Genomic DNA, 23,673 nt, shown 5'->3' with positions numbered 1-23,673 from the left:
GGTCAGCGGGATGTCTCGATCCGCAGTACTTCGGTGTAGATCGCATCGACCGTCTGGTCGACCTTGAGGTTTTTCATTCGGGCCTGCAGTTCAGGGTCCTCGACCTTGACCACCTGCAACTTGCCTTCCGGCGGTAGCAGGCTCACCTCATGGGTCTTGAGGTCGATCTTCTTGATCTGCGACGTTACCCGTACCTGGCGGAATGCCTCACCGCCCGGGTTGGGGTTGTCCTTGGTGGCGCGGATGGTTCCAGACTCATCGCTGGCTTTGGGCGCCCCGCCCACCTCTGTGTTGAGTACATAGGCCACCGCACGGGTCACGTAGATATCGACCTGGTCACCGACTTTGAGGTTGGGCAGCGCCTTGGCCTTTTCCGTGAGCTGGAACGTCACGTCCTTGTCGTCAGGGCCTTTGACCGTGACCTGCCGGTTGGCCTGGTCGATGGCGGTGACCTGTGTGGTCACATGACTTTCCAGTGCTTCACTGGCAATGGGTATATCGGCAGCCTGCACCGTGTAACTGGCGGTACCGACGAGCGTGGCAAGCGCAACAGCGCGAGCGAGTGTACAAAGAGCATTCATAGGCCTGCTTCCCTGTGTTCAAGACCGGACAGGCGCGTGAACGCTTCACGCGCCGCTCCTACACCATAGCTGGACTTACCGATTGCGCGTGACCCGCCATACGGTATTGGCCAAATCATCGGCGATGATCAGTGCCCCCCGAGGGTCAACCGTCACACCGACCGGCCGGCCGCGAGTCTGGCCATCCTCGGCCCGGAAGCCGGTGGCGAAGTCGATCGGTTCACCGGCAGGCTTGCCGTTGCTGAACGGCACGAAGATCACCTTGTAGCCCACAGGGTTTGGCCGGTTCCAGCTGCCGTGCTCGCCGACGAACACGCCGTCGGCAAAGCGCTCGCCCATGGCCGGTATGGAAAAGTCCACGCCCAGCGCGGCCACATGCGAACCGAGGCTGTAATCGGGCTTGATTGCGGCGGCCACCTTGTCCGGGTTCTGCGGTTTCACCCGCTCATCGACATTCTGCCCCCAGTAGCTGTAGGGCCAGCCATAGAAGCCACCTTCGCGCACCGAAGTGAGGTAGTCCGGCACCAGGTCCGGGCCCAGTTCATCGCGCTCGTTGACCACGGTCCACAGCTGCCCGCTGCCAGGCTGGATGGCCAGCGCCGTCGGGTTACGCAAGCCGGTGGCGTAGGGTTTGTGCGCACCGGTGGCAGCGTCGACCTGCCAGACCATGGCGCGATCGACTTCGGCTTCCATGCCCCGCTCGGTGATATTGCTGTTCGAGCCGATACCCACATACAGGTAACGGCCATCGGGGCTGATGGTCAGCGCCTTGGTCCAGTGGTGATTGATCTGGGCCGGCAGGTCGGTGACTTTGGTCGGCGGGCCGCCCGCCTGGGTCTGGCCTTCCTGATAGTCGAAACGCACCAGCGCGTCCTGGTTGGCCACGTACAGCTTGCCATCGGCAAAGGCCAGGCCATAAGGCGCGTTGAGGTTTTCGGCAAACACCGTCTGCACCTCGTAGGTGCCATCGCCGTCGGCGTCGCGCAGCAGTGTCAGGCGGTTGCCACCCTTGACTTGGGTATTGCCCTTGGCCTTGATCTGGCTGGCGATGACGTCCTTGGGCTTGAGCTTGGCCGCACTGCCGCCCCGGCCTTCGGCCACCAGAATGTCACCGTTGGGCAGTACCAGGCTCTGCCGCGGGATTTTCAGGTCAGTGGCAATGGCTGTGATGCTGTAACCCTCAGGCACGGTTGGCTTCTGCTCGCCCCAGTGTGCGGGCTGGGCGATCTTCATGCTCGGCAACAGGCCACGCTCGGGGGCCGGCAATTTCGGGTCGGGGCCCAGGGCCTGGGTAGCCTCGCCTTCCCCACCGCAGGCGCTCAACAACAGCGCTACACTCAATACAGGCAATGCATGCAAAGGTTTCATGCCGCACCTCCCGAACGCAGGTTGCTCATACCCAGCCAGGCCGCCACGCAGGCCAGCACGGTCACGATCAAAGACAGCACCAGGCCCGCTGGCATCACTGCCCAGGCATCCTTGGCGTGCTCGAAGGCATTGACCAGCCCTAGTACCCAAGTCACCAGCAACAGCAAAAAGTACAGCGTCGGCCGCCCGCCCTTGCGCTCGGCGCGGACCAGGTTGGCCAGCGCGAACAGCAACGTCAGCCCGCAGAACAGCAGGCCGCCGGCAATCAACCAGGAGGCGAAGTTGCTCCACTGGATCTGGTAGCTCTTGAAGTAGGCAATGTCACTCAGCAATGCGCCAAGAAACAGCGGGACCGTGCCGGCCAGCAGGATTGCGTGCAGCGGGCTGGGCGTGCATCGGTAGAGGGTTTGCTCGGTAGCGGTCACGGCGCCTCCTTACTCAGTCAGTGACCCGGGGCTGGCGGACAGGCGCGAGTGCCCGGTCCGTCAGGCGTGCGCGGGGTGCGCTTAGCAAAGGATCACCTTGACGTCCGGTTAGTTCACCGCTTGGCTTGATAGAAATATCCTGAAAGACTTCACCCCCTTTCCACCCGAGGCAAATGGCATGAGCGCTGATAAAGCACGACCGTACGCGTTGTGGGCCGCACATGCCCTGCTTGGCCTCAGCATGGCGCTGACTGCCGGATGTTCGAGCAAGCACAGCCAGGCTCGCTACCAGACAGCGGCATTGGGCTCGAACTGTTTCGCCAAGGCCGTGCCCACTATGGGAGAAGGCGGCCTGGCGTGGGGCGATACCTTGAGCATGGCCCGCCACAAGTCGATGAACAATTGCATCCGCTATGCCGGCCGGTCCGGCGGAACGCCCAGGACCTGCCAGGTGGTCATGGCCAAGTGCAAGAACTAGCGGCTGCCGGGTTCCGCCCCCTCAAGCCGGGCGTCCAGCACGGCTTCCAGATCCGCCAGTTCGATTTCACCGCCGGCCTCCAGCAGCGCACACCGTTTTGTACAGTCGATAATCACGCGTATGCCGTCGCGCGCGCGGTGGCTTGGGTACTTGCGCAATGCCAGTTCGACGGTCGAGCCGCTATGCCAGGTGCTGACGTCCGCTGACCAACAGGCATCCTGGAAGCTCAGCAGGCAAGTGCCTTGGTGGGTATCGAGAACACGCGGGGAATAGACCCAATGCGTATTTCCAGCCTCCCATGGCCTCACCATTACCCGGTAGTGGTCATCCGCTGAGCGGGACTGCACCTCGTCTTCGACTGCAGGCTGGCCATTGGCGGCCACGTAGCGGTCGAAAGCATTGACCTGTCCCGCCGTACGGCAGCCTTCCGAGTAATAGGCCACGTGCTGCCTGTACCGGGCAAATTCGGCGCACTGGGCGCCATCGGCGAACAAGGAGGCGATAGCAGCGCTCTGCACCAACCAGTAGATCTCATCCGAACCTTCGTGGGCTTTGCTGCTGCCCAAGGTGATTGCCTGGCCCAGCAGATCGCTGGCCAGGCGCCGGCCTTCATGACGCACTGCGTCATCGGCCAGCGGCGCGGACCTATTAGCCGCTTGCGCCATTAAGGCCGCGTAGCGCAGGTACAGGGCCTCGCCAATCAGGCCCGGTGCGGGGTAATCGGGAAGAGGCAGGTCGAGCGGCTCGAGCCTTGTCACACCGCCTTGGCCCGGGCGGCATGCAGTTTCTTGTAGCTCTCGATCAGGCGCAGGTGGCGGTCCAGCCCCTCCAGCTTCATGCTGGTCGGGGTCAGGCCATGGAAGCGCACGCTACCGTCCACCGAACCCAGCACTGCATCCATGCGCGGCTTGCCGAACATGCGGCGGAAATTGGCCTCGTAGTCCTCCATCTGAAGCTCATCATCCAACACCACTTCCAACACCACATTCAGGGCCTGGTAGAACAAACCGCGCTCGACAGTGTTGTCGTTGAACTGCAGGAACGCCTCGACCAACTCCTTGGCGTCCTCGAAACGCTTCAGCGCCAGGCAGATCAGCAGTTTCAACTCAAGGATGGTCAACTGGCCCCACACCGTGTTGTCATCGAACTCGACACCGATCAGCGTGGTGATGGTGGTGTAGTCGTCCACCTCACAGTTGTCCAGGCGCTTGAGCAGCGCACGCAATGCACGGTTGTCCAGGCTGTGCAGGTTGAGGATGTCGGCACGGAACCCCAGGGCACGGTTGGTGTTGTCCCAGATCAGGTCCTCGACCGGGTAGATCTCCGAGTAACCCGGTACCAGGATGCGGCAGGCGTTGGCGCCGAGGTTGTCGTACACAGCCATGTACACCTCTTTGCCCATGCCCTCGAGGATGCCGAACAGGGTCGCGGCTTCCTGGAGGTTGGAGTCTTCGCCATGGCCGGAGAAGTCCCACTCGACGAATTCGAAGTCGGCCTTGGCGCTGAAGAAGCGCCACGACACCACACCACTGGAATCGATGAAGTGCTCGACGAAGTTGTTCGGCTCGGTCAGCGCGTGGCTTTCGAAGGTCGGCTGCGGCAAGTCGTTGAGCCCCTCGAAACTGCGGCCCTGCAGCAGTTCGGTAAGGCTGCGTTCCAGCGCCACCTCCAAGCTTGGGTGCGCGCCGAACGAGGCGAACACGCCGCCGGTACGCGGGTTCATCAAGGTCACGCACATGACCGGGAATTCACCGCCCAGCGACGCGTCCTTGACCAGCACCGGGAAGCCCTGCTCTTCCAGCCCCTGGATGCCTGCGACGATGCCTGGGTACTTGGCCAGCACCTCCTGCGGCACATCCGGCAGGCACAACTCGCCCTCAAGGATTTCACGCTTCACGGCCCGTTCGAAGATCTCCGACAGGCACTGCACCTGCGCTTCGGCCAGGGTATTGCCTGCGCTCATGCCGTTGCTGAGGAACAGGTTTTCGATCAGGTTGGACGGGAAGTACACCACCTGCCCGTCCGACTGGCGCACGAACGGCAGCGAACAGATGCCACGCGCGGTATTGCCCGAGTTGGTGTCATACAGGTGCGAACCACGCAGCTCGCCGTCCGGGTTGTAGATCTGCAGGCAGTATTCGTCGAGGACCTCGGCTGGCAGCGCGTCCTTGGGGCCCGGCTTGAACCACTGCTCGTTGGGGTAGTGCACGAACGGCGCGTTGGCGATGTCCTCGCCCCAGAACTGGTCGTTGTAGAAGAAGTTGCAGTTCAAACGCTCGATGAATTCACCCAGCGCCGAGGCCAGCGCGGCCTCTTTGGTCGAGCCCTTGCCGTTGGTGAAGCACATCGGCGACTGCGCATCGCGCACGTGCAGCGACCAGACGTTGGGCACGATGTTGCGCCACGAGGCGATCTCGATCTTCATGCCCAGCCCGGCGAGCAGGCCCGACATGTTGGCGATGGTCTGCTCCAGCGGCAGGTCCTTGCCGGCGATGTAGGTGGTGGTGTCGGCCACCGGCATGAGCAGGCCCTGGGCGTCGGCATCGAGGTTGTCCACCTGCTCGATGATGAACTCGGGGCCGGTCTGTACCACTTTCTTGACCGTGCAGCGGTCGATGGAGCGCAGGATGCCCTGCCGGTCCTTCTCAGAGATGTCTTCCGGCAGCTCGACCTGGATCTTGAAGATCTGGTTGTAGCGGTTCTCGGGGTCGACGATGTTGTTCTGCGACAGGCGGATGTTTTCGGTAGGGATATCCCGGGTCTGGCAGTACAACTTGACGAAATAGGCGGCGCACAGGGCCGATGAGGCAAGGAAATAGTCGAACGGCCCCGGGGCCGAGCCATCGCCTTTGTAGCGGATCGGCTGGTCGGCGATCACCGTGAAGTCGTCGAATTTGGCTTCAAGACGAAGATTGTCGAGAAAGTTGACCTTGATTTCCATGCGGGAACACCGTGATTTAAGCGTGCAAAACGAAATTGGCCGGCATTATCCGGTTTTTTCGGCTGGAAGTCCTGTTTGTCTGTGCCGCCCACCGCTGCGGCACTTGATTGCGCATTTCGCCGGATTGCTTGCCTGATTCTCTGAACCTGCCGTACACGGCAGGCCGCCGCTCACCCCGCTGTGCTAGCGTTTGCGGATTGGGGAACAACGTATTCCCTGCACGGCAACATAATCACAACCGATGATCAGCAGGTGAGCCATGGAACTTCGAATCAACCAGAAGACCTACCAGGTCGAGGCCGACGCCGACACGCCGTTGCTGTGGGTGATCCGCGACGACCTCGGCCTGACCGGCACCAAGTACGGCTGTGGCCTGGCACAGTGCGGCGCCTGCTCGGTGCTGGTGGACGGCAATGTGGTGCGCGCCTGTGTCACGCCGGTGGCCGGAGTGGTCGGGCGTGAAGTGACCACCATCGAAGCCATCGAGGCCGATGCGGTGGGCAAGCGCGTGGTGGCCGCGTGGGTCGAGCATCAGGTGGCCCAATGCGGTTACTGCCAGTCCGGGCAGGTGATGGCGGCTACCGCGCTGCTCAAGCACACCCCGCAACCGAGCGATGCGCAAATCGATGCGGCGATGGTCAACCTGTGCCGCTGTGGCACTTATAACGCCATCCATGCCGCCGTGCACGAACTCGCCCAAGGGGAGAAGGCCTGATGAATACGCCTGTCGATAACCCTGCAGCGCTGCTCGACCTGCCCCCGGGCGAAACGGTCAACCTGTCGCGTCGGCGCTTTCTCGCCGGTACCGCCGTAGGCGCCCTGGTCCTGGGCTTCGGCCTGCCGCTGGGCGTCAGCCGGGTCCAAGCGGCGACGGCCGCTGCCCAGGAACGCGGCACCCAGGTACCTGCATTCCTGGAAATCCGCCAGGACGGCACGGTACGCCTGCTCTGCCCGTTCATGGAAGGCGGCCAAGGCACCTACACCGCCATGGCGCAGATCGTCGGCGAAGAACTGGACGCGGACCCTGCCACGTTCGTGGTCGACAGTGCCCCGCCGGGCGAAGCCTACGTAGTGATGGAAAACGGCATGCGCATCACCGGCGGCAGCATGTCGGTGCGCATGAGCTACCCGACCATGCGCCGCCTCGGCGCCCTCGCCCGGGCCATGCTGCTGCAAGCCGCCGCCGAGCAATGGGGCGTACCGGTGAGCGAGCTGTCCACCGAACCTGGCAAAGTGCTGCACGCCGCCTCGGGCCGTTCGCTGGCCTATGGCGAGCTGGCTGAACGGGCCATGGACCTGCCGGTACCGAACCCAGCGGGCATCACGCTGCGCGACCCCAGCCAGTTCCGCTGGATCGGCAAGCCGGTGCGCCGTGTCGATGCCTACGACAAATCCACCGGCAAAGCGCTCTACACCATCGACATCACGCTCGACGGCATGCTCCACGCCGCTGTGCAGCATGCCCCGCGCCTGGGCATGACCGTAGGCAGCCTGCGCAACGAAGACCAGGTCAAGGCCATGAAAGGCGTGCACTCGGTGCATCAATTGCCAGGCGCCGTTGCCGTGGTGGCCGAACGCTGGTGGCACGCCAAGCGTGCGGTCGAGGCGCTGCAGGTGGACTGGCAGGAGCCGGGCGCCGACAGCCAGGTACGCGCGATGCCCGCCGACTTCTCCAGCGATGCCTGGCGCGAGCACCTGGCCGCCCAGACAGGCCCCGCCAAGGACGACGAAAGCGAAGGCGATGTGGCCGCTGCACTGGGCAATGCCAAAACCAAGGTCGAGGCCACCTACCACAACCAGTATCTCAACCATGCCCAGCTGGAGCCGCCGTCGGCACTGGCGCGCTTCAACCCCGACGGTTCGCTGGAGGTCTGGCTGCCCAACCAGGCGCCGGACATGTTCCGTGACGACATCGCCAAACGCACCGGCCTGGATCCTGCACAGATCACCCTGCACTCGCCGCTTCTGGGCGGGTTCTTCGGTCGCCACTTCCTGTATGACTCGGCCAACCCTTACCCGCAGGCCATCTTGCTGGCCAAGGCCGTCGGCCGCCCGGTCAAGCTGATCTGGAGCCGCGAGGAAGAATTCCTGCGCGATGTGCTGCGGCCGGTTGCGGTGGTCAAGTTCCGCGCAGGGCTGGATGCCGATGGCCTGCCAGTGGCTATCGAAGCGGTGAGTGCCACAGAGGGGCCGACCGAGGCCCTGGCGGGCAAGCAAGGCGAGAAAATCGACCCGACGGCGCTCGAAGGGCTGTCGGGCAAATCCTACGCCATCGCCAACAAGCGCATCGCACAGATCTACGTCAAGGGCCCGGCCATGCTGGGTTACTGGCGCTCGGTGGGCAACTCGCTGAACGATTTCTTCTATGAGTCCTTCCTGGACGAGCTGGCTGACAAAGGCGGTAAAGACCCCTTTGAGTTGCGCCTGCACCTGCTGCGCGACAACCCGCGCCTGACCAACCTGCTGCAAGCGGTGGGTGAACTGTCCGGTGGCTGGAAGCGCGGGCCGTTCACCGCTGAAGACGGCAGCAAGCGGGCGCGTGGTGTGGCCATGGCTTCGCCGTTCGGCTCGGAGGCCGCCGTGATCGCCGAAGTGTCGATCGAAGATGGCCAAGTGAAAGTCCACGACATCTGGCAGGCGATCGACCCCGGCAGCATCGTCAACCCAGCGATCATCGAAGCCCAGGTCAACGGCGCCGTGGCCCTTGGCCTGTCGCAGACGCTGGTTGAGGAAGCCGTATACATCGATGGCAAGCCGCGCGCGCGCAACTACGACCTGTACCCGATCCTGCCAGCCTCGCGCATGGCCCGGGTGCATGTGCGCATTGTCGAAAGCGGCGCGAAGATGGGGGGCATTGGCGAGCCGCCGTTGCCTGCGGTGGCGCCAGCAGTGGCCAACGCGGTGGCGCAACTCACAGGCCAGCGCATCCGCAGCCTGCCCATGAGCCGCCATACCTTCAGCTGACCGGACAAGGACCGCCACATGACCCATAGTCGATTCGCAAGAACCGCAGGCTGGCTGGCGCTGCCGTGCCTGGTCGCTGCAGGCCTGCTGGCCTGGTATGTCACCCGTGAGCCCGCTTCGCCCTTCGTCACCGAACAGAACGCCAGCTTCGACCCGGCGCTGGTCAGCCGTGGTGAGTACGTGGCCAGGCTCAGCGACTGTGTCGCCTGCCACAGCCTGCCCGACGGCAAGCCATTTGCCGGTGGGCTGGAAATGGCCACACCGCTGGGGGCGATACACGCCACCAATGTAACTCCCGACCCCGCGACCGGCATCGGCCATTACAGCCTTGCCGACTTCGACCGCGCTGTGCGCCACGGCGTCGCACCGGGGGGCAGACGGCTGTACCCGGCCATGCCCTACCCCTCATATGCCAAGCTCAGCGATGACGATGTGCGGGCGTTGTATGCCTTCTTCATGAAAGGCGTACAGCCTGCACAACAGGCGAACATCCCCAGCGACATTCCCTGGCCACTGAACATGCGCTGGCCGATCGCGCTGTGGAACGGCGTGTTCGCAGCAGACGAACCTTATGCAGCCAAACCGGCGCAGGACGCGGTGTGGAACCGAGGCGCCTACATCGTTCAGGGCCCCGGCCACTGTGGCAGTTGCCATACCCCACGGGGCCTGGCCTTCAACGAAAAAGCCCTGGATGAAGGTGGCAAAGCGTTCCTGGCCGGCGCGCTGCTCGATGGCTGGTACGCACCCAGCCTGCGTAACGACCACAACACCGGCCTGGGCCGCTGGAGCGAGGCCCAGATCGTGCAGTTCCTCAAGCACGGGCGCAACCAGCATGCGGTGGTCTATGGGTCGATGACCGAGGCGTTCAACAATTCCACCCAGTTCATGAGCGATGACGACCTGGCAGCGATCGCCCGCTACCTCAAATCGTTGCCGGCCGACCCCCAACGTGACGGCGCGCCGTGGCAGTATCAGGCAGTGTCTGCCGGTGAACGCCTGAACAGCCCCGGCGCCCACACCTACGTGACCCGCTGCGCTACGTGCCATGGCCTGGATGGCAAGGGCCAGGCAGAGTGGATGCCGCCGCTGGCGGGGGCCACCTCGGCGCTGGCCAAGGAGAATGCTTCGGCGATCAACATCACCCTCAATGGCTCGCAACGGATCGTCGCCGCCGGGCTGCCGGATGCCTACCGCATGCCTGCGTTCCGCGAGCAGTTGTCGGACCAGGAGATCGCCCAGGTGCTGAGCTTTGTCCGCAGTACCTGGGGCAACCACGGCGGTGCGGTCGACGCGCAGGCCGTCAGCAAGCTGCGCGGGGATACCGACCCGGCCAGCAGCAGCCCGATCATCTTGCACATGCGCTGAGGAAACACTGTCAATGGAAAGCATCGACCTGTTGGTCCTGCGCACCACCCGTGACTGGCTCCAGGCCGGCGAGCGGGTGCTGCTGGCGACCGTAGCCCGCACCTGGGGTTCGTCGCCCAGGCCGGTGGGCTCGATGATGGCCCTGCGTGGCGATGGCAGGGTCATTGGCAGCGTCTCCGGTGGCTGCATCGAGGATGACCTGGTGCACCGCTACACCACTGCCTACAACGGCGAAGGCATGCCGGAAGGGCCGCCGCGCGTGGTGCGTTATGGCGTCAGTGCCGACGAGGCTCATCGCTTTGGCCTGCCCTGCGGCGGGACCCTGGAGCTGATACTCGAGTTCAGCCCTTCATTGCCCAGCCTTGAGCAGCTTCTGCCGCAGCTGGACGCTGGCAACCTGGTCCGTCGCGAGCTGGACCTCGGCACCGGTGGCGTAAGCCTGGCCGCCACGCACGCACCCGAGCAGTTCAGCTTCGATGGCCAACGCATGGTCAATACCCTGGGCCCCGGCTACCGCATGCTGCTGATCGGTGCCGGGGTACTGGCCGAGTACCTGGCGACCATGGCGCTGTTCAACGGCTTCAAGGTGGCCGTTTGCGACCCTCGCCGCGAATACATGGATGGCTGGAATGTCGCGGGCGTGGAGAAGATAGTCGGCATGCCGGACGATGTGGTCAGGGCCTTTGCCCCCGACCTGCGCAGTTGCATCATTGGCCTGAGCCATGACCCCAAGCTGGACGACCTGGCCCTGCTCGAAGCCTTGCACAGCACAGCCTTCTACATCGGTGCGATCGGTTCCCGGCGTAACAGCCAGCTGCGCCGCGAACGGCTGATCGAGCACTTCGGTGAGACGCAAGCCTCACTCGAACGCCTGCATGGCCCCATCGGTATCTATATCGGCAGCAAGACCCCTGCAGAGATCGCGGTCAGCGTCATGGCGCAGGTTCTTGCCATCAAGAACGGCGTTGCCTTGCCCAGCGCGGTCGATGTGACCAAGGCCAAGCGGGCTCGGGAAGCCAGTGCATGAGGTGAACGTGCGCCAATGCCAGCACACCGTGCCTCAATGCTGCCCGCCCGCTTGCTCCTGCTTCCAGCGCTCCAGGTTCTTCGCCAGCAGCTGCCCAGGCAGCGGGCCAGAGACGATTTCCTTCATTTTTTGCGCCAGTTGCTCACGCAGCCTGGGCTGGTTGCACGGCGATGCATGGGACAGCGCCAGGTACAGGCCTTCACTGGACACCGGCGGATCGAGCACCTTCAATTGCTTGTCCATACCCAGCGTGCGCGCCAGCGCCATGCCGGGGTACTGCTCATAGATCAGGTAGTCGTTGCGCTTGTGCAGCAGCTTCTCGAACGCCTGCCTGGCACCGGGAACGGCTTCGAGCGTTAGGTTGGCCCTGGCGTAATCGTCGAACTCTTGGCCGTGGCTGTTGCTGACCAGGGTGCCGCCCTTGCGCCTCTTCAGGTCTGACCAGCCACGGTAGGCAAAGGCAGCGTCCTGGCGCACCCAGACAACACTTGGCGTATGCAAGAACGGCGGGCTGATGAAGTCCGCCTCCTGCTGACGCGCCTGGGTCAGGAAGTAACCGGCCATCAAGTCGATACGGCCTTTGCGCACCTGTTCCTGAGCCCGCGACCATGGCCCGCCGTAGACCACCTGCATTTTCACACCGAGCGCCTGGCCCAGGTAGTCAAGCAGGTCGGCGTTGGCACCGATCAGTCGCTGGGGGTCGTTCGGGTCGCGCCACAAGTAAGGGGGATATTCCGGATTGCCGGTGGCCGTCAGTTGCCGACACACATCCTCCGCTGCCCAGGCCTGAGGCAACAGAATCAGGGAAAACGAAAGCAGCAAAGACCGGCCGGACCACCGCTCGACCATCTACAACCCTCGGTGCATGCGGCCTTAGGCGGCCAGCCGTGGTCGCGAAAGGCTGCCACATCCTGTGCACGTCTGCTGTACTGCTGCCCGCATGCTCTACAGAGTCTGGACGAGAATCCGCTGGCTGCCAGAAATTTATCCGGGCATGCGCGCCAAAGACCGCTTGGCGGCCGCCTGGAACACGCCGCGCAGTGCCTTGACTTGCTCTTCGGTGAGCGTTTGCGCGCAGCTCAGCCCCTGCAGGAAGCCTATGCCCCAGTTTTTGGTCTGATCCAGTTGCTGACGGTTTTCCGCTTCGGCGATATCGCCCAGATGCAGCGCGGCGTGGTGTTCGTAACGGTCACCCAGTGCCAACTTGCGCAGTTCACCCAGAGCGACCTTGAATTCAGCGGCGGCAACATCGTCCAGGCCCAGGTGCTCATACTGAAGCAGGCTCAGACGGTCGGTGGCGGTCATCTTCGAATCTCCGTTTCTCTATAAAAGGAGCAGTTGCAGGAAAGTCACCGACCAACCCAGAACGCTTCCAGGCGCCAGGTGATGGTGGTGTGGTAATGAGGGTTGTATACCATAGGTGGGGCCCATCGCCCTAGCGGTGTGCGCCGTCCGGTTGGCTGTAGCCACCAGGGGCGACTACCAGGCCCCTTTCACCGCCAGGTAGATACCCACGTCGCGCACGTCCACCGGAAAACGCCCGCTCGAGTACCTGAGGTTGATACTCGGCTCGTCGTCGACTTGGTCGAGGGCCGCAACCGGCAGCTATGCTGTCAGATGCAATTCCCATTCAGTGGAGGTGTGTCATGCGTCCGTTCACAGGGAGTTTCCTGCTGGTGCTGCTTTGCGTAGCCCCGGCACTGCAGGCCCAGTCGGTAACCCCATTAAAAGGTCAGAGCAGCCAGCAGATGCAGCTGGATATCAATGAATGCAATACCGTGGCAGCCAACGCCGCGAACAACGCCGCAACTACCTCCAGCCCCAATGTCGGTGGCCGGGTCAAAGGCGCGGCTGTGGGTGCTGCAGCCGGTGCCGCTGGCGCGCAGGTACGCAGCAACCAGCATGAAGCGTTGTCTGACCGGGCCGGCGACGACGCCAAAGAAGAGTATCGGCAGAACCGTGCTGGGGAAGTGGCCGCTGCCGGAGCGGTCGTCGGTGGTTCCCGGCAACGCCAGGATCGCCGCGAGGACCGGCGCACCGAGGATCAGGCACAAAGTTCGGCGCAAGCCAGCGCCTACAGCGGTTGCCTGCAAGGGCGGGGATATCAGGTCAATCCTTGATCTGGGGCTGCCGGTTGGTTGGCAGACGAACATTGCCTAACCAACCGTGCGTCGCTTCACGCACGTGTTTCAACCGGTTTTCACCGCGAAGCGTTACCGACGGCGTTTCCACACTCACCTGCACATCCGTCGGCAACACCCCCATCAACGCTGCCAGTGGCAACTGCCCCTGCCCCGGCAATAACCGCCCTTCACGCGCCTCCTGGATAATCAATGCCTCAGCCGGCGCAGTGAGCGGCGCATCGCACAGTTGCACCGCTCGCAGGTAGCGCGGGTCGACTTCGGCAAGTGCCGCTACATCCCCGCCCGAACGGAACAGATGCAGCGCATCCACCAGTACCGCGCTGTTGTCCTGCCCAGCCATGTTCAACACAGCCAGCGCCTGCTGCAAGGTCGCCACCGGTCTCCAGCGCATGAACTCCAGGTCTACACGCAAACCATACTCCTTGGCCATTTCACACAGCGCCGCGAAGTTGTGCGCAAGCCGCACACCGTCTTCATCATCCCCGGATACCGTGAGGCTGGTGGCACCCAGTTCAGCGCCTGCCGCCAGCAACATCGCACAATCGCCAACCTGCACCTGCGGCGTCAGCGAGACGAACTCTATGTCGGCAACGCCTACACCCTCACCTGCCATCACAGCCTTCAGTTCCCGTAGCGCCTGGCCACCAACCGCAAGCGGATACGCTTGCGCACCCGGCATCACCGGGTGCAGCCGCAACCCAACAGTGCTGAAACCGGCCCGGCCGGCTTCACGCACCAGCGCTTCAGGCGCAAGGTCCAGCGCTGTCAGGTGGGCAACCCCTAGCGGCTTCAATAAGTCGCCCTCCCGCCACTGAGGTCGAATACGAAGCCTGTGGTAAAGCTGCATTCCGGCCCGGCGATCCAGGCCACCATGTTGGCAATCTCCTCAGCCTTGAGGAAACGCCCCATCGGGATCTTGGCTTTGCTGGCCGCGATATGCTCCGCAGTCATCTCGGCCATCAACGGGGTTTCGACCATCGCCGGGGCGATGCAGTTGAGCGACACGCCATCCTGCGCCAGTTCCTTGGCTGCGGCCTTGGTGAAGGCGATGACCCCGGCCTTGGCAGCCGAGTAGCCGCTTATGTACTGCACGCCATCCTTGCCCGCCATCGACGCCACGTTGACGATCCGCCCATAGCCGCGCTCGCGCATATGCGGGATGGCCGTTCGACAGCAGTAGAAGACGCCGTTCAGGTCGATGGCGATGACCTTGTCCCAGGCTTCTGGCGGGTATTCCCAGGACGGTACCACCGGCCCATTGATGCCAGCGTTGTTGACCAGGATGTCGACCTGCCCCACACGCGCCAGTACGTCAGCGAATGCCGCCTCGACCGAGGCCAGCGAAGCGACATCCACAACCTGGCGCAGCACTGGCTCGAAACCGTTGTCGACGCTGTCCCAGCCATCCACCGCGAGGTCCCAGATCACCACCTGGGCACCGGCGGTGTGCAGCCGTTGGGCGATGGCCAGGCCGATGCCACGCATGCCGCCAGTAACGATTGCAGTTTGCCCTTGCAGGGGTTGGCTCATTGTTCAGCTCCTTTTTCAACACAGGGAATATCCGGCAGGCGACGCAGGTCGCGCACCATGAACAGGTAACACAGCGCGCCCAGCGCGGTGATCGAGGACACGAACACCAGGGCCCAGACGAATGACCCGGTGGCCGTCACGATCAGGCCGATGGTCAACGGGGTAACGATGCCGGCGGCGTTGGCGAACAGGTTGAACAGCCCGCCACTGAGGCCCAGCAAGCCTTTGGGCGCGATGTCGGAAACGATCATCCAGGCCAGGGCCGACATACCCTGGGCGAAATAGGCAATACAGAGGATGGCGATGACCAGCACGTCCGACTCGACATAGTTGGCCAGGACAATGACCGACGCGGTCAGCAGGCCGGCGATCACCGGCAGCTTGCGCGCCACATTCAGCGAGTAGCCGCGGCGCAGCAAGGCATCGGAGAGCCAGCCGCCGACCAGCGTGCCCAACGAAGCGGCGATGAACGGCAGCACCGCCACCCAGCCGACCTTGAGCCACGGCATATGCCGCTCGGTGACCAGGTAGGTCGGGAACCAGGTGAGGAAGAACACGTTGGTCGAGTTGCAGGCGAACTGCCCCAGGCAGATACCGAGCATGTTGCGATGCTTGAGCAGCGCCGGGATCTGTGACCACTGGAAGACAGTGGCTTTCTGGCCACCATCGACCACGCCACCGCCGGCAGCGATGTAGTCCAGCTCTGCCTGGTTGGCGGTGGTCGACTGGTGTGGCTCATGGTACTTGCGCCACCAGACCACCCCATAGAGGACGCCCATCAATCCGACCGCCATCAGCAGAAAGCGCCAGCCATAGGCGTGCAAGACCCAAAACAGCAACGGTGTCAGGAACGCAAGGCCGGTGTACTCGGCAAAGGTGTAGATACCCGTCGCCCTGGCCCGCTCGCTTTGCGGGAACCAGGTCGCCACCACGCGGCTGTTGGTGGGGAAGCACGGCGCTTCTGTCACACCGACCAGAAAGCGCATGCCCAGCAAGGACAGAAACCCTTGGGCCAAGCCCTGCAGGCCGGTGAACAGCGACCACAACGTCAGTGCCAACCAGTAGGTGAGCTTGGTGCCCAGCCGGTCGATCAGTATGCCGCCGGGGATCTGCGCCGCGGCGTAGGTCCATGAGAACGCGGAGAAAATCACCCCCATCATCGCCGCATTCAGCCCCAGATCGGCGCTGATGCTTGGCGCGGCGATGCCCATGACGCTGCGGTCCAGGTAGTTGATCATGGTGCCGCCAGAGATCAGCGCCAGGATCATGAAACGGGTACGGGTACGTTGCTGCTGGCGCGCAGGCGTGTCGAACACCCCGGCGCCGCTAGGCTGATCAGCATTCATGACAATTGCTCTCTTGTTATCGGAATGGCGAATGCGCAGGCGTCAGGCGAACCCGAACAGGCGCCTGGGGGTATCCCACATGACGGCCCGCCGCAGGTGCGGGTCTGGCATCAGGCGCTCGGCCAACTTCAGCAAGGGGCCGTAATCCACCCGGGTGTGTTGGCGGATGAACGGCCAGTCCGAACCCCATACACAGGCTTGCGGGCCAAAAGCGTTGATCAACTCGTGCACGTAGGCGCTGCTCTGCTCATGCAGGGCAGCAGCGTCGGCGAATTTCTGCATGCCCGAGAGCTTCACGCAGGCCCGCCCATGCCGGGCCAGCCTGAGCAATGCCTGGAAGCCGGCCTGTTGGGTACCGGCCGCCGCATCCGGGCGCCCGCAGTGGTCGATCAATACCCGCATCGCACTGCGCTCGATCAGGCCGAGCAGTTCGACGAGCTGGTCTTCGCACACCTGGATCTGGGCGAACAGGCCAAGTTCAGCAAGCTTGCCGAACAACGGCCCGACGTCTTGCAGGCTCGCCACGCCATACATCGCCGGGTTGAAGGCCACACCGACCACGCCCTGCTCACGCAGTTGGGCCAGTTGCTCGAGGCTGACCTGACGATCGACCACCGCTATGCCCTTGAAGCGCCCCTGACCGCTGGCCAAGGCATGCAGCAGGCAGCGGTTGTCAGTGTGGTAGCCACTGTTGGGCCCCACCAACAAGGCGTGACGCACGCCATAGGCATCCATCACCTGGTTGAACTGCTCCAGCGGCGCGACCTCCTGACCGGATGGCGCGTACGGCGCATCGGGGTGGTAAGCGAAGCGTGCAGGGTCAAACAAATGGTTATGGCAATCGATCTTCGGTTCATCAAAGATGTTCAAAGGCGGTTCCTTCAAGCGCCACTGCGCTTGCCTGCAGATCTTGTTATTGTTCGCCACCAGGGGCGATTTCCCTGGGTTCACGATACTGCGGGCGTAGCGATAGCGCTCATACACAGATGGCGAATACCATAACCTAAGGTAATACTCATGCTTCCCGGCAAAGAAGGCCGCGACGCCAGTTCACTGGTGTTCAAACTGCGGCACATGGAGGTGTTCAGGGCGGTGATGCTGACCGGCTCGATCAGCGCCGCCGCGAAGATGCTCTACGTCTCGCAGCCAGCGGTGAGCAAGCTCATCGGCTACATCGAGGGGCGTCTGGCCTACCGCCTGTTCGAGCGCATCAACAACCGCCTGGTACCCACCGCCGAGGCGCAGATCCTGTTCCGTGAGGTCGAGCGGGTGTATCAGGCGGCGCTGCAGGTCAATGAGTGCGCTCTGGCGCTGGCCACCGGTGCCCACCGCAAGCTGCGGATTTCCTGCAGCGCCTCGTTGGCGACGGTGGTGATCCCGATCGCCCTGGCCCAGCTCAAGCGTGAGGCGCCCGCATTGCAGATCGAATGGCAGACCTCGCTGATGGGCGAGATGCCCAACCAGATCCTGTCAAAAAAGGTCGACCTGTCGATCGCCGCCCTGCCGGTGGTGCACGACCATTTGCATTCGCAAGCCTTCATGCGTGGGCGCATGGTCGTTGCAATGCCCGTCGATTACCCCCTGGCACAGCAGCCCTCACTGACCCTGCAGCAGTTGGTAGGCCACCCGCTGTTACTGTTCCGTCCGGACATGCCGTTCGGCAAGCTGCTGGCCGAGGAGATAGCACGCCGCGGCCTTCACCTGGACTCGCTGTTGTCGTTCACCAATGCCAACGAAGCCGTGGCACTGGTCAAGCAAGGCATGGGCATCACCTTGATCGATGAGTTCGTGGCACAGGACAGCGGCCTGGCCGTGGTGCGCCTGGCTGACGAAATTCACTTCGATATCAGCTTCGTCCATTCGCGCTTTGAACCGCCGTCGCAGGCGGCGCTGCACCTGATGCGCGTGCTGCATGGCCAGGCGCTCAAGCTGGGGCGGCAGATCCCCGGGTTCGAGTTGCCCAGCATGTGAAGCCGGCGGGTCTGGATTTACCTTCACTGCCAGATTGGATCCGCAGGCTGGAAAACGCTAACCTTGCACCGCCGCGCAGCGCGTGACGGTGCGCAGGCCTACCCATGCACTCAGGAGATTCACCGACATGAACGTCTCATTCCAGCCCCGCTGGCTGCTCGCCCTCGCCCTGCCCCTGGTACTCGCCGCCTGCGGCGACAGCGAACCCAAGCAACGTGCCGCCTTCAGCGAATTCCTGCAGACCCGTATCGTCGACAAGCCAGGGGTGCATGTGCCCAAGCTGAGCGCAGACGAAACCAAGGCTTTTGGCCCCTACAGCGATCACTATGCAGTCATCACCCAGTTCAACGGCGCGATGGATGCCGCTGTGCAGCCTCTGGGTAACCTGCTGCAAAAAGGCGCGGTTCGCTCGCTCAATGATGTCACTGCCCGCCGTGACGACATAAAAGCGGTGCAGACCGGCCTGAACGACATGGGCAAGCAGTTGCAGGAGCAAAAGGCCAAGGCGGACACCGCCCATGCCCAGCTCAAGCAGCCGCAAGACCTCAAGGTGGTTTACGACAAGGCCTTTGAGCGCACCGTCAGCGTCCCGGCCGACACCTTCCTGGACGTGCTGCCGCAAATCAACGGCACCCTGGACAGCAGCCTGAAGGTGGCCGACTACGTGGATGCGCACAAGGAAAAGATAGAAATCAACGGGGCCATCGTGAAGGTGTCCGACCCGACCGTTCAGGCTGAGTTGAATGCCTTGCTGGCGGACCTGAACAACCAGGCCAAGACCGTGCAGCAGGCGCAGGCAAGGCTGAAGACGGTGATGCTCGGGCGCTAGTCGGCTGCGATTGAGGCGGCGGGTGAGGGTTTGCTCATACCCGCTGCGGCAATTGGATGTTCACCCGCAATCCCCCTCCCTCTCCCGCCTGGGCGGTGATCGTGCCCTGATGCAGCGCGATTGCCCGACGGGCGATGGCCAAGCCCAGGCCAAAGCCATCGCTGCCGCTGTCCATACCCCGGTCGAACGTCTCGAAAATGCTCTGCAGGCGCGCCGGGTCCACACCTGGCCCTTGGTCGATGATGGTCACTTCCAGCTGTTCACCGTCGTCGGCCAGCAGCGCCAGCACCCGTACTTCGGTACCCGCAGCGGTGTAACGCACGGCATTGCGCACCACGTTCTCAAAGGCGCGATACAGCAGTTCCTCATGCCCGCGGGTAAAAAATGCGTCATCCGCGCTCAGCGAAACCTGGCATTGCTTCATGCCGGCCTCGAAACGGGCATCTTCGACTATTTGCGCCAGCAACTCGACCACATCCAGCGCTTCGCAATTGCCATCGCACGGCTGTGACTGGGCACGCGCCAGGGTCAGCAGTTGCTCGATCAGGTCATCCATGCGCCGTGATTCGCGCTCGATGCGTTCAAGCATCCCATCGCGCTCCGGCTGCTGGCGTATCAGGCCGATGGCCGCGTGCATACGGGTCAAAGGCGAGCGCAGCTCGTGAGAAATATCATGCAGCAGTTGCTGCTGGGCCTCGACCAGCGCCTTGAGCTGGCTGGCCATGCGGTCGCAGTCTTCGGCAAGGTCGACGATCTCGTCGCGGCGCTTGCCCAGGCGTGGCTTGACGCGCACTTCGAACCTGCCCTGGGCGACCTGCCCCATGGCTTCGCGCAGCCAGGTCAAGGGCCTGGTCAGGTACAGGCTACACAGCAAGGCAAACAACGCGCTCATCAACGTACCGGTGAGGAGCGGGCCCATGCCGCGGGGGCGCGGCGCCTCGTCAAGTGAGGTTGCCACCGAAGCGCGCAGCACCAGGGCCTGGCCGCCCTGGTCGAGCAGCGCCCGCTCGAAACGAGGCATGGCCACGGCCCTGCCGGCCAACAAGTGGCCGGTGCCGTCATACAGCCCCACCTGCACACCTTCTGGCTGGGGCGAAACCTGCAACAGCTGACGGCCGGCCTGCTCGCCGTAGCGGTGCAACATGTTCAGCTCAGTAACCAGCAGCGAACGCAGCGCTGGGGTGTCGCCACGCAGGTCGTCGAGCATGAAGGCCCCCGCGCCCACCAGGAACGTCAGGCTATTGGCCAGCCAGAAGGCCAGAAATAGCTTCCAGAACAGGCGCCGACGCATCATTCGACGATCAGCATGTAGCCCATGCCCCGTACGCTCTGGATCCAGCTGCTGCCGTCGGCGCGTGGGCCGAGCTTCTGACGGATGCTGCTGATGTGCACATCGATGCGTCGATCGTAACGGGTCAGCGGGCGGCCCAGGGCGTTGAGCGACAGGTCTTGCTTGCTCACCAGTTGGCCCGCCTGGCGAGCCAACGCTTCGAGCAGGCTGAATTCAGTCCCGGTCAGTTCCAGAGGAGCAGCGGCCCACTGGGCCTTGCGGCGCCCTGGCCACAAAGTCAGGGCCCCTCTGCCGATGGCTTCGCCAGCCTGGCTTTCAGCCAACGCGTGCGGTTGCACCCGGCGCAGGATCGCGCGCAAGCGCGCCACCAGTTCGCCCGGGGAGCTGGGCTTGGGCACGTAGTCATCGGCACCCAGCTCCAGGCCGGCAATGCGGTCGATGTTGTCACCACGGGCGGTGAGCAACAGCACCGGAACCTGGCTACGCGCACGAATGCGCCGCAACACTTCGATCCCTGAGATGCCCGGCAGCATCACATCCAGCACCACGATGCGAAAAGCCCCACTCAAGGCTTTGGTCTCGCCCTCTTCGCCGCTAGCCACGGCGGTCGCCTGGAAACCTTCGCGGGCCAGGTAAAGGGCAAGCATTTCGGTGAGTTCGCGGTCGTCATCGACCAACAGCACAGGAATCATGGTGGGTACGCTTAGGCAGGGGTTACAAAGCGCTCATGATCGCCCTGCCGCGCCAGGCTGTCACCGCAAGCTGGGCGAACTTTACACATCTTTACCCTGGGTTAACCGCGCCAAACACAGCCCGCCCTTATCCTCATCGCCCGCTTGCCTGGCAGCCGCCGCGCGCCTTCGCCGAGCCTGCTCAGCCACCCTTACGCCCGCCTGGAACCCCCGATGAACTACCCGCGTCTGTTGCTCTCCATCCTGCTGCTACAAGCCTGCGTGGCCCAGGCGGCGCCGTTCAGGATCGCCGACATCAGGGTCAACGGCCTGCAGCGGGTATCCGCCGGCAGCGTTTTCGGTGCCTTGCCCCTGAACGTGGGCGATCAGGCCGATGACCGGCGCCTGGTGGAGTCCACCCGTTCGCTGTTCAAGACCGGCTTCTTCCAGGATATCCAGCTGAACCGCGACGGCGATGTCCTGATCATCAACGTGGTCGAGCGCCCGTCGGTGTCGAGCATCGAGATCGAAGGCAACAAGGCGATCAGCACCGAGGACCTGATGAAGGGCCTGAAACAGTCGGGCCTGGCCGAAGGCGAGATCTTCCAGCGTGCCACCCTCGAAGGCGTGCGTAACGAACTGCAGCGCCAGTACGTGGCCCAGGGCCGCTACTCGGCCGAGGTCGACGCCGAGGTGGTGCCACAGCCGCGAAACCGGGTTGCCCTGAAGATCAAGATCAACGAAGGCACCGTCGCTGCCATCCAGCACATCAACGTCGTCGGCAACACCGTGTTCGACGATGAAGAGCTGGCGCAGCTGTTCGAGCTCAAGACCACCAACTGGCTGTCGTTCTTCAAGAATGACGACAAGTACGCCCACGAGAAACTCTCCGGTGACCTGGAGCGCCTGCGTTCCTACTACCTGGACCGCGGCTACATCAACATGGACATCGCTTCCACCCAGGTGTCGATCACCCCGGACAAGAAGCACGTCTACATCACCGTCAACGTCAACGAAGGCGAGAAGTACACCGTTCGTGACGTGAAGCTGTCGGGCGACCTGAAGGTGCCGGAAGACCAGGTCAACTCGCTGCTGCTGGTGCAGCCGGGCCAGGTGTTCTCGCGCAAGGTGATGACCACCACGTCCGAGCTGATCACCCGCCGCCTTGGTAACGAAGGCTATACCTTCGCCAACGTCAACGGCGTGCCACAGCCCAATGACGAAGATCACACGGTCGACATCATGTTCGTGGTCGACCCGGGCAAGCGTGCCTACGTCAACCGCATCAACTACCGCGGCAACACCAAGACCGAAGACGAAGTGCTGCGCCGCGAAATGCGCCAGATGGAAGGCGGCTGGGCTTCGACCTACCTGATCGACCAGTCCAAGACCCGCCTGGAGCGCCTGGGCTTCTTCAAGGAAGTCAACGTCGAGACCCCGCCAGTGCCGGGCACCGACGACCAGGTCGACGTCAACTACAGCGTCGAAGAGCAGGCATCCGGCTCGATCACCGCCAGCGTGGGCTTCGCCCAGAGCGCCGGCCTGATCCTGGGCGGTTCGATCAGCCAGACCAACTTCCTCGGTACCGGTAACAAGGTGTCCATCGGCCTGACCCGTTCGGAATACCAGACCAAGTACAACTTCGGCTTCACCAACCCGTACTTCACCGAAGATGGCGTGAGCCTGGGCTACAACCTGTTCTACAGCAGCACCGACTACAGCGATTACTACGATGACGGCGTTTCCTACTACGCCATCAACAGCTATGGCGCGGGCGTGAGCCTGGGCTACCCGATCAGCGAAACGTCGCGCCTGACCTACGGCCTGACCCTGCAACACGATGACATCTCCCCCGGCACCTATAGCGCCGACGAGATCTATGACTTCATCCAGCGCGAGGGCGAAAGTTTCAACAACCTCAAGGCTTCGATCGGCTGGTCCGAGTCGACCTTGAACAAGGGGGTGCTGGCGACCCGTGGTCACTCCCAGAGCCTGACCCTGGAAACCACTATTCCTGGCAGCGACCTTTCGTTCTACAAGCTCGACTACAGCGGCCAGACCTACCTGCCGCTGAGCGAACGCACCACATTGCGCCTGCATACCAGCCTGGGCTACGGGGATGGCTACGGCTCCACCGAGGGCCTGCCCTTCTATGAGAACTACACAGCCGGTGGCCAGGGTTCGGTACGCGGCTTCAAGGATGGCTCGCTGGGCCCGCGCAATACGCCGGCGACCGGTACCTATGCAAGTGCCGGTCAAGCCTATTACTCCGACCGCGATACCGATGCACTGGGCGGCAACATCCTGGTGACCGGCGGCGCCGAGTACATCTTCCCGATGCCCTTCATCAAAGACCAGCGCCAGCTTCGCAGCTCGGTGTTCGTGGACGCGGGCAACGTGTTTTCCGACACGTGCTACCTGTCCACCACGCAGGGTTGCGGCAGTGTGGGCCTGGACCAGCTGGCGGTGTCGCTGGGCGTCGGCGTGACCTGGTACAGCCCCATGGGGCCGCTGACGTTCAGCCTTGCCACACCGGTAAAGAAGCCGGAGAACGCCGAGACGCAGATATTCCAGTTCTCGCTGGGGCAGACCTTCTGACTTATCCAGGAGCGGGGTTGTGTCGTGCCGGCAGCGGTCGCGAGCAGGCCGCTTCACGGGAAGCGGGTCTTACCCGCTTTTACCCCGGCTTAACCCAAGTTGACAGCCCGTTTGCCTAAGCTGACTCCCCCTAGAACTCGCCTG

General features: G+C 63.3%; 22 protein-coding genes. 9 read left to right on the top strand and 13 right to left on the bottom strand.

Going from position 1 to position 23,673, the window contains the following annotated elements; all coding sequences use genetic code 11:
- Positions 1–2: 2 nt before the first annotated feature.
- The 3 genes from ACMGGN_RS08280 to ACMGGN_RS08270 all read right to left on the bottom strand — a co-directional run bounded on the left by ACMGGN_RS08280 (position 3) and on the right by ACMGGN_RS08270 (position 2,374).
- Positions 3–581, bottom strand: coding sequence for a hypothetical protein (locus ACMGGN_RS08280; RefSeq protein WP_039601934.1), 579 nt, complete (start codon positions 579–581; stop codon positions 3–5).
- A 75-nt stretch (positions 582–656) separates the two neighbouring features.
- Positions 657–1,949: a PQQ-dependent sugar dehydrogenase gene (locus tag ACMGGN_RS08275; RefSeq protein WP_119687102.1), complete on the bottom strand. Its 1,293-nt coding sequence runs from the start codon at positions 1,947–1,949 to the stop codon at positions 657–659.
- Positions 1,946–2,374, bottom strand: coding sequence for a DUF2231 domain-containing protein (locus ACMGGN_RS08270; RefSeq protein ID WP_039601936.1), 429 nt, complete (start codon positions 2,372–2,374; stop codon positions 1,946–1,948). The genes ACMGGN_RS08275 and ACMGGN_RS08270 overlap by 4 nt, the downstream gene beginning before the upstream one ends.
- Before the next feature lie 178 nt (positions 2,375–2,552).
- On the opposite strand from ACMGGN_RS08270, the gene ACMGGN_RS08265 reads away from it, so the two are divergent.
- Positions 2,553–2,852, top strand: coding sequence for a hypothetical protein (locus tag ACMGGN_RS08265; RefSeq protein WP_046786067.1), 300 nt, complete (start codon positions 2,553–2,555; stop codon positions 2,850–2,852).
- On the opposite strand, the gene ACMGGN_RS08260 is transcribed toward ACMGGN_RS08265, so the two are convergent.
- Positions 2,849–3,610, bottom strand: coding sequence for a hypothetical protein (locus ACMGGN_RS08260; protein WP_052750422.1), 762 nt, complete (start codon positions 3,608–3,610; stop codon positions 2,849–2,851). The two genes, ACMGGN_RS08265 and ACMGGN_RS08260, sit on opposite strands and share 4 nt — an antisense overlap.
- The gene (locus ACMGGN_RS08255) at positions 3,607–5,793 is read right to left on the bottom strand and encodes an OsmC domain/YcaO domain-containing protein (protein ID WP_414156660.1); all 2,187 of its coding nucleotides are present in this window, start codon (positions 5,791–5,793) and stop codon (positions 3,607–3,609) included. The genes ACMGGN_RS08260 and ACMGGN_RS08255 overlap by 4 nt, the downstream gene beginning before the upstream one ends.
- A gap of 259 nt (positions 5,794–6,052) precedes the next feature.
- Here ACMGGN_RS08255 and ACMGGN_RS08250 point away from each other — a divergent pair, with 259 nt between their 5' ends.
- The 4 genes from ACMGGN_RS08250 to ACMGGN_RS08235 are packed head-to-tail and all read left to right on the top strand — an operon-like array spanning position 6,053 to position 11,149.
- On the top strand, positions 6,053–6,508 hold the full coding sequence (locus tag ACMGGN_RS08250) for a (2Fe-2S)-binding protein (protein WP_046786065.1): 456 nt from the start codon (positions 6,053–6,055) through the stop codon (positions 6,506–6,508).
- On the top strand, positions 6,508–8,757 hold the full coding sequence (locus ACMGGN_RS08245; protein WP_174141124.1) for a xanthine dehydrogenase family protein molybdopterin-binding subunit: 2,250 nt from the start codon (positions 6,508–6,510) through the stop codon (positions 8,755–8,757). The genes ACMGGN_RS08250 and ACMGGN_RS08245 overlap by 1 nt, the downstream gene beginning before the upstream one ends.
- Positions 8,758–8,775: 18 nt before the next feature.
- Positions 8,776–10,122, top strand: coding sequence for a c-type cytochrome (locus ACMGGN_RS08240; RefSeq protein ID WP_174141123.1), 1,347 nt, complete (start codon positions 8,776–8,778; stop codon positions 10,120–10,122).
- 13 nt (positions 10,123–10,135) lie between these two features.
- Positions 10,136–11,149 (top strand): XdhC family protein, encoded by a 1,014-nt coding sequence (locus ACMGGN_RS08235; RefSeq protein ID WP_046786062.1) that lies wholly within the window; start codon positions 10,136–10,138, stop codon positions 11,147–11,149.
- A 33-nt stretch (positions 11,150–11,182) separates the two neighbouring features.
- On the opposite strand, the gene ACMGGN_RS08230 is transcribed toward ACMGGN_RS08235, so the two are convergent.
- Positions 11,183–11,998, bottom strand: coding sequence for a substrate-binding periplasmic protein (locus ACMGGN_RS08230; protein WP_115274662.1), 816 nt, complete (start codon positions 11,996–11,998; stop codon positions 11,183–11,185).
- Between the two features lie 135 nt (positions 11,999–12,133).
- A complete protein-coding gene (locus tag ACMGGN_RS08225) occupies positions 12,134–12,454 on the bottom strand; it encodes a hypothetical protein (protein WP_046786060.1) in 321 nt (106 codons plus the stop codon).
- Between the two features lie 341 nt (positions 12,455–12,795).
- Here ACMGGN_RS08225 and ACMGGN_RS08220 point away from each other — a divergent pair, with 341 nt between their 5' ends.
- Entirely contained in the window at positions 12,796–13,269 is a 474-nt protein-coding gene (locus tag ACMGGN_RS08220; protein ID WP_119687110.1) for a YMGG-like glycine zipper-containing protein, read from the top strand.
- On the opposite strand, the gene ACMGGN_RS08215 is transcribed toward ACMGGN_RS08220, so the two are convergent.
- From ACMGGN_RS08215 to ACMGGN_RS08200, 4 genes are read right to left on the bottom strand one after another with little or no spacing between them, the layout of a single operon-like run.
- Complete coding sequence (locus ACMGGN_RS08215) at positions 13,259–14,086, bottom strand: sugar phosphate isomerase/epimerase family protein (protein WP_414156659.1); 828 nt, start codon at positions 14,084–14,086, stop codon at positions 13,259–13,261. The genes ACMGGN_RS08220 and ACMGGN_RS08215 overlap by 11 nt on opposite strands.
- Entirely contained in the window at positions 14,083–14,823 is a 741-nt protein-coding gene (locus tag ACMGGN_RS08210; protein ID WP_115274659.1) for an SDR family NAD(P)-dependent oxidoreductase, read from the bottom strand. Before ACMGGN_RS08210 ends, ACMGGN_RS08215 begins: the two co-directional genes overlap by 4 nt.
- Positions 14,820–16,169: an MFS transporter gene (locus ACMGGN_RS08205; protein WP_119687112.1), complete on the bottom strand. Its 1,350-nt coding sequence runs from the start codon at positions 16,167–16,169 to the stop codon at positions 14,820–14,822. The genes ACMGGN_RS08210 and ACMGGN_RS08205 overlap by 4 nt, the downstream gene beginning before the upstream one ends.
- A 42-nt stretch (positions 16,170–16,211) precedes the next feature.
- Positions 16,212–17,039, bottom strand: a complete 828-nt coding sequence (locus ACMGGN_RS08200; RefSeq protein ID WP_414156658.1) for an amidohydrolase family protein — start codon at positions 17,037–17,039, stop codon at positions 16,212–16,214.
- 147 nt (positions 17,040–17,186) lie between these two features.
- On the opposite strand from ACMGGN_RS08200, the gene ACMGGN_RS08195 reads away from it, so the two are divergent.
- Complete coding sequence (locus ACMGGN_RS08195) at positions 17,187–18,140, top strand: LysR family transcriptional regulator (RefSeq protein WP_414156657.1); 954 nt, start codon at positions 17,187–17,189, stop codon at positions 18,138–18,140.
- A 127-nt stretch (positions 18,141–18,267) separates the two neighbouring features.
- Positions 18,268–18,969, top strand: coding sequence for a DUF3053 domain-containing protein (locus ACMGGN_RS08190; RefSeq protein ID WP_119687114.1), 702 nt, complete (start codon positions 18,268–18,270; stop codon positions 18,967–18,969).
- A gap of 34 nt (positions 18,970–19,003) precedes the next feature.
- On the opposite strand, the gene ACMGGN_RS08185 is transcribed toward ACMGGN_RS08190, so the two are convergent.
- Together ACMGGN_RS08185 and ACMGGN_RS08180 are read right to left on the bottom strand one after the other, a co-directional pair.
- Complete coding sequence (locus tag ACMGGN_RS08185; protein WP_414156656.1) at positions 19,004–20,263, bottom strand: ATP-binding protein; 1,260 nt, start codon at positions 20,261–20,263, stop codon at positions 19,004–19,006.
- Positions 20,260–20,952: a response regulator gene (locus ACMGGN_RS08180; RefSeq protein ID WP_414156655.1), complete on the bottom strand. Its 693-nt coding sequence runs from the start codon at positions 20,950–20,952 to the stop codon at positions 20,260–20,262. Before ACMGGN_RS08180 ends, ACMGGN_RS08185 begins: the two co-directional genes overlap by 4 nt.
- Positions 20,953–21,165: 213 nt before the next feature.
- Here ACMGGN_RS08180 and bamA point away from each other — a divergent pair, with 213 nt between their 5' ends.
- Positions 21,166–23,529, top strand: a complete 2,364-nt coding sequence (gene bamA, locus ACMGGN_RS08175) for an outer membrane protein assembly factor BamA (protein ID WP_414156654.1) — start codon at positions 21,166–21,168, stop codon at positions 23,527–23,529.
- Positions 23,530–23,673 lie beyond the last annotated feature (144 nt).

The organism is Pseudomonas sp. BNK-30 (assembly GCF_047456185.1).
Classification (GTDB): Bacteria; Pseudomonadota; Gammaproteobacteria; order Pseudomonadales; family Pseudomonadaceae; genus Aquipseudomonas; species Aquipseudomonas putida_E.
This window is presented reverse-complemented; position numbering and strand designations above follow the sequence as displayed.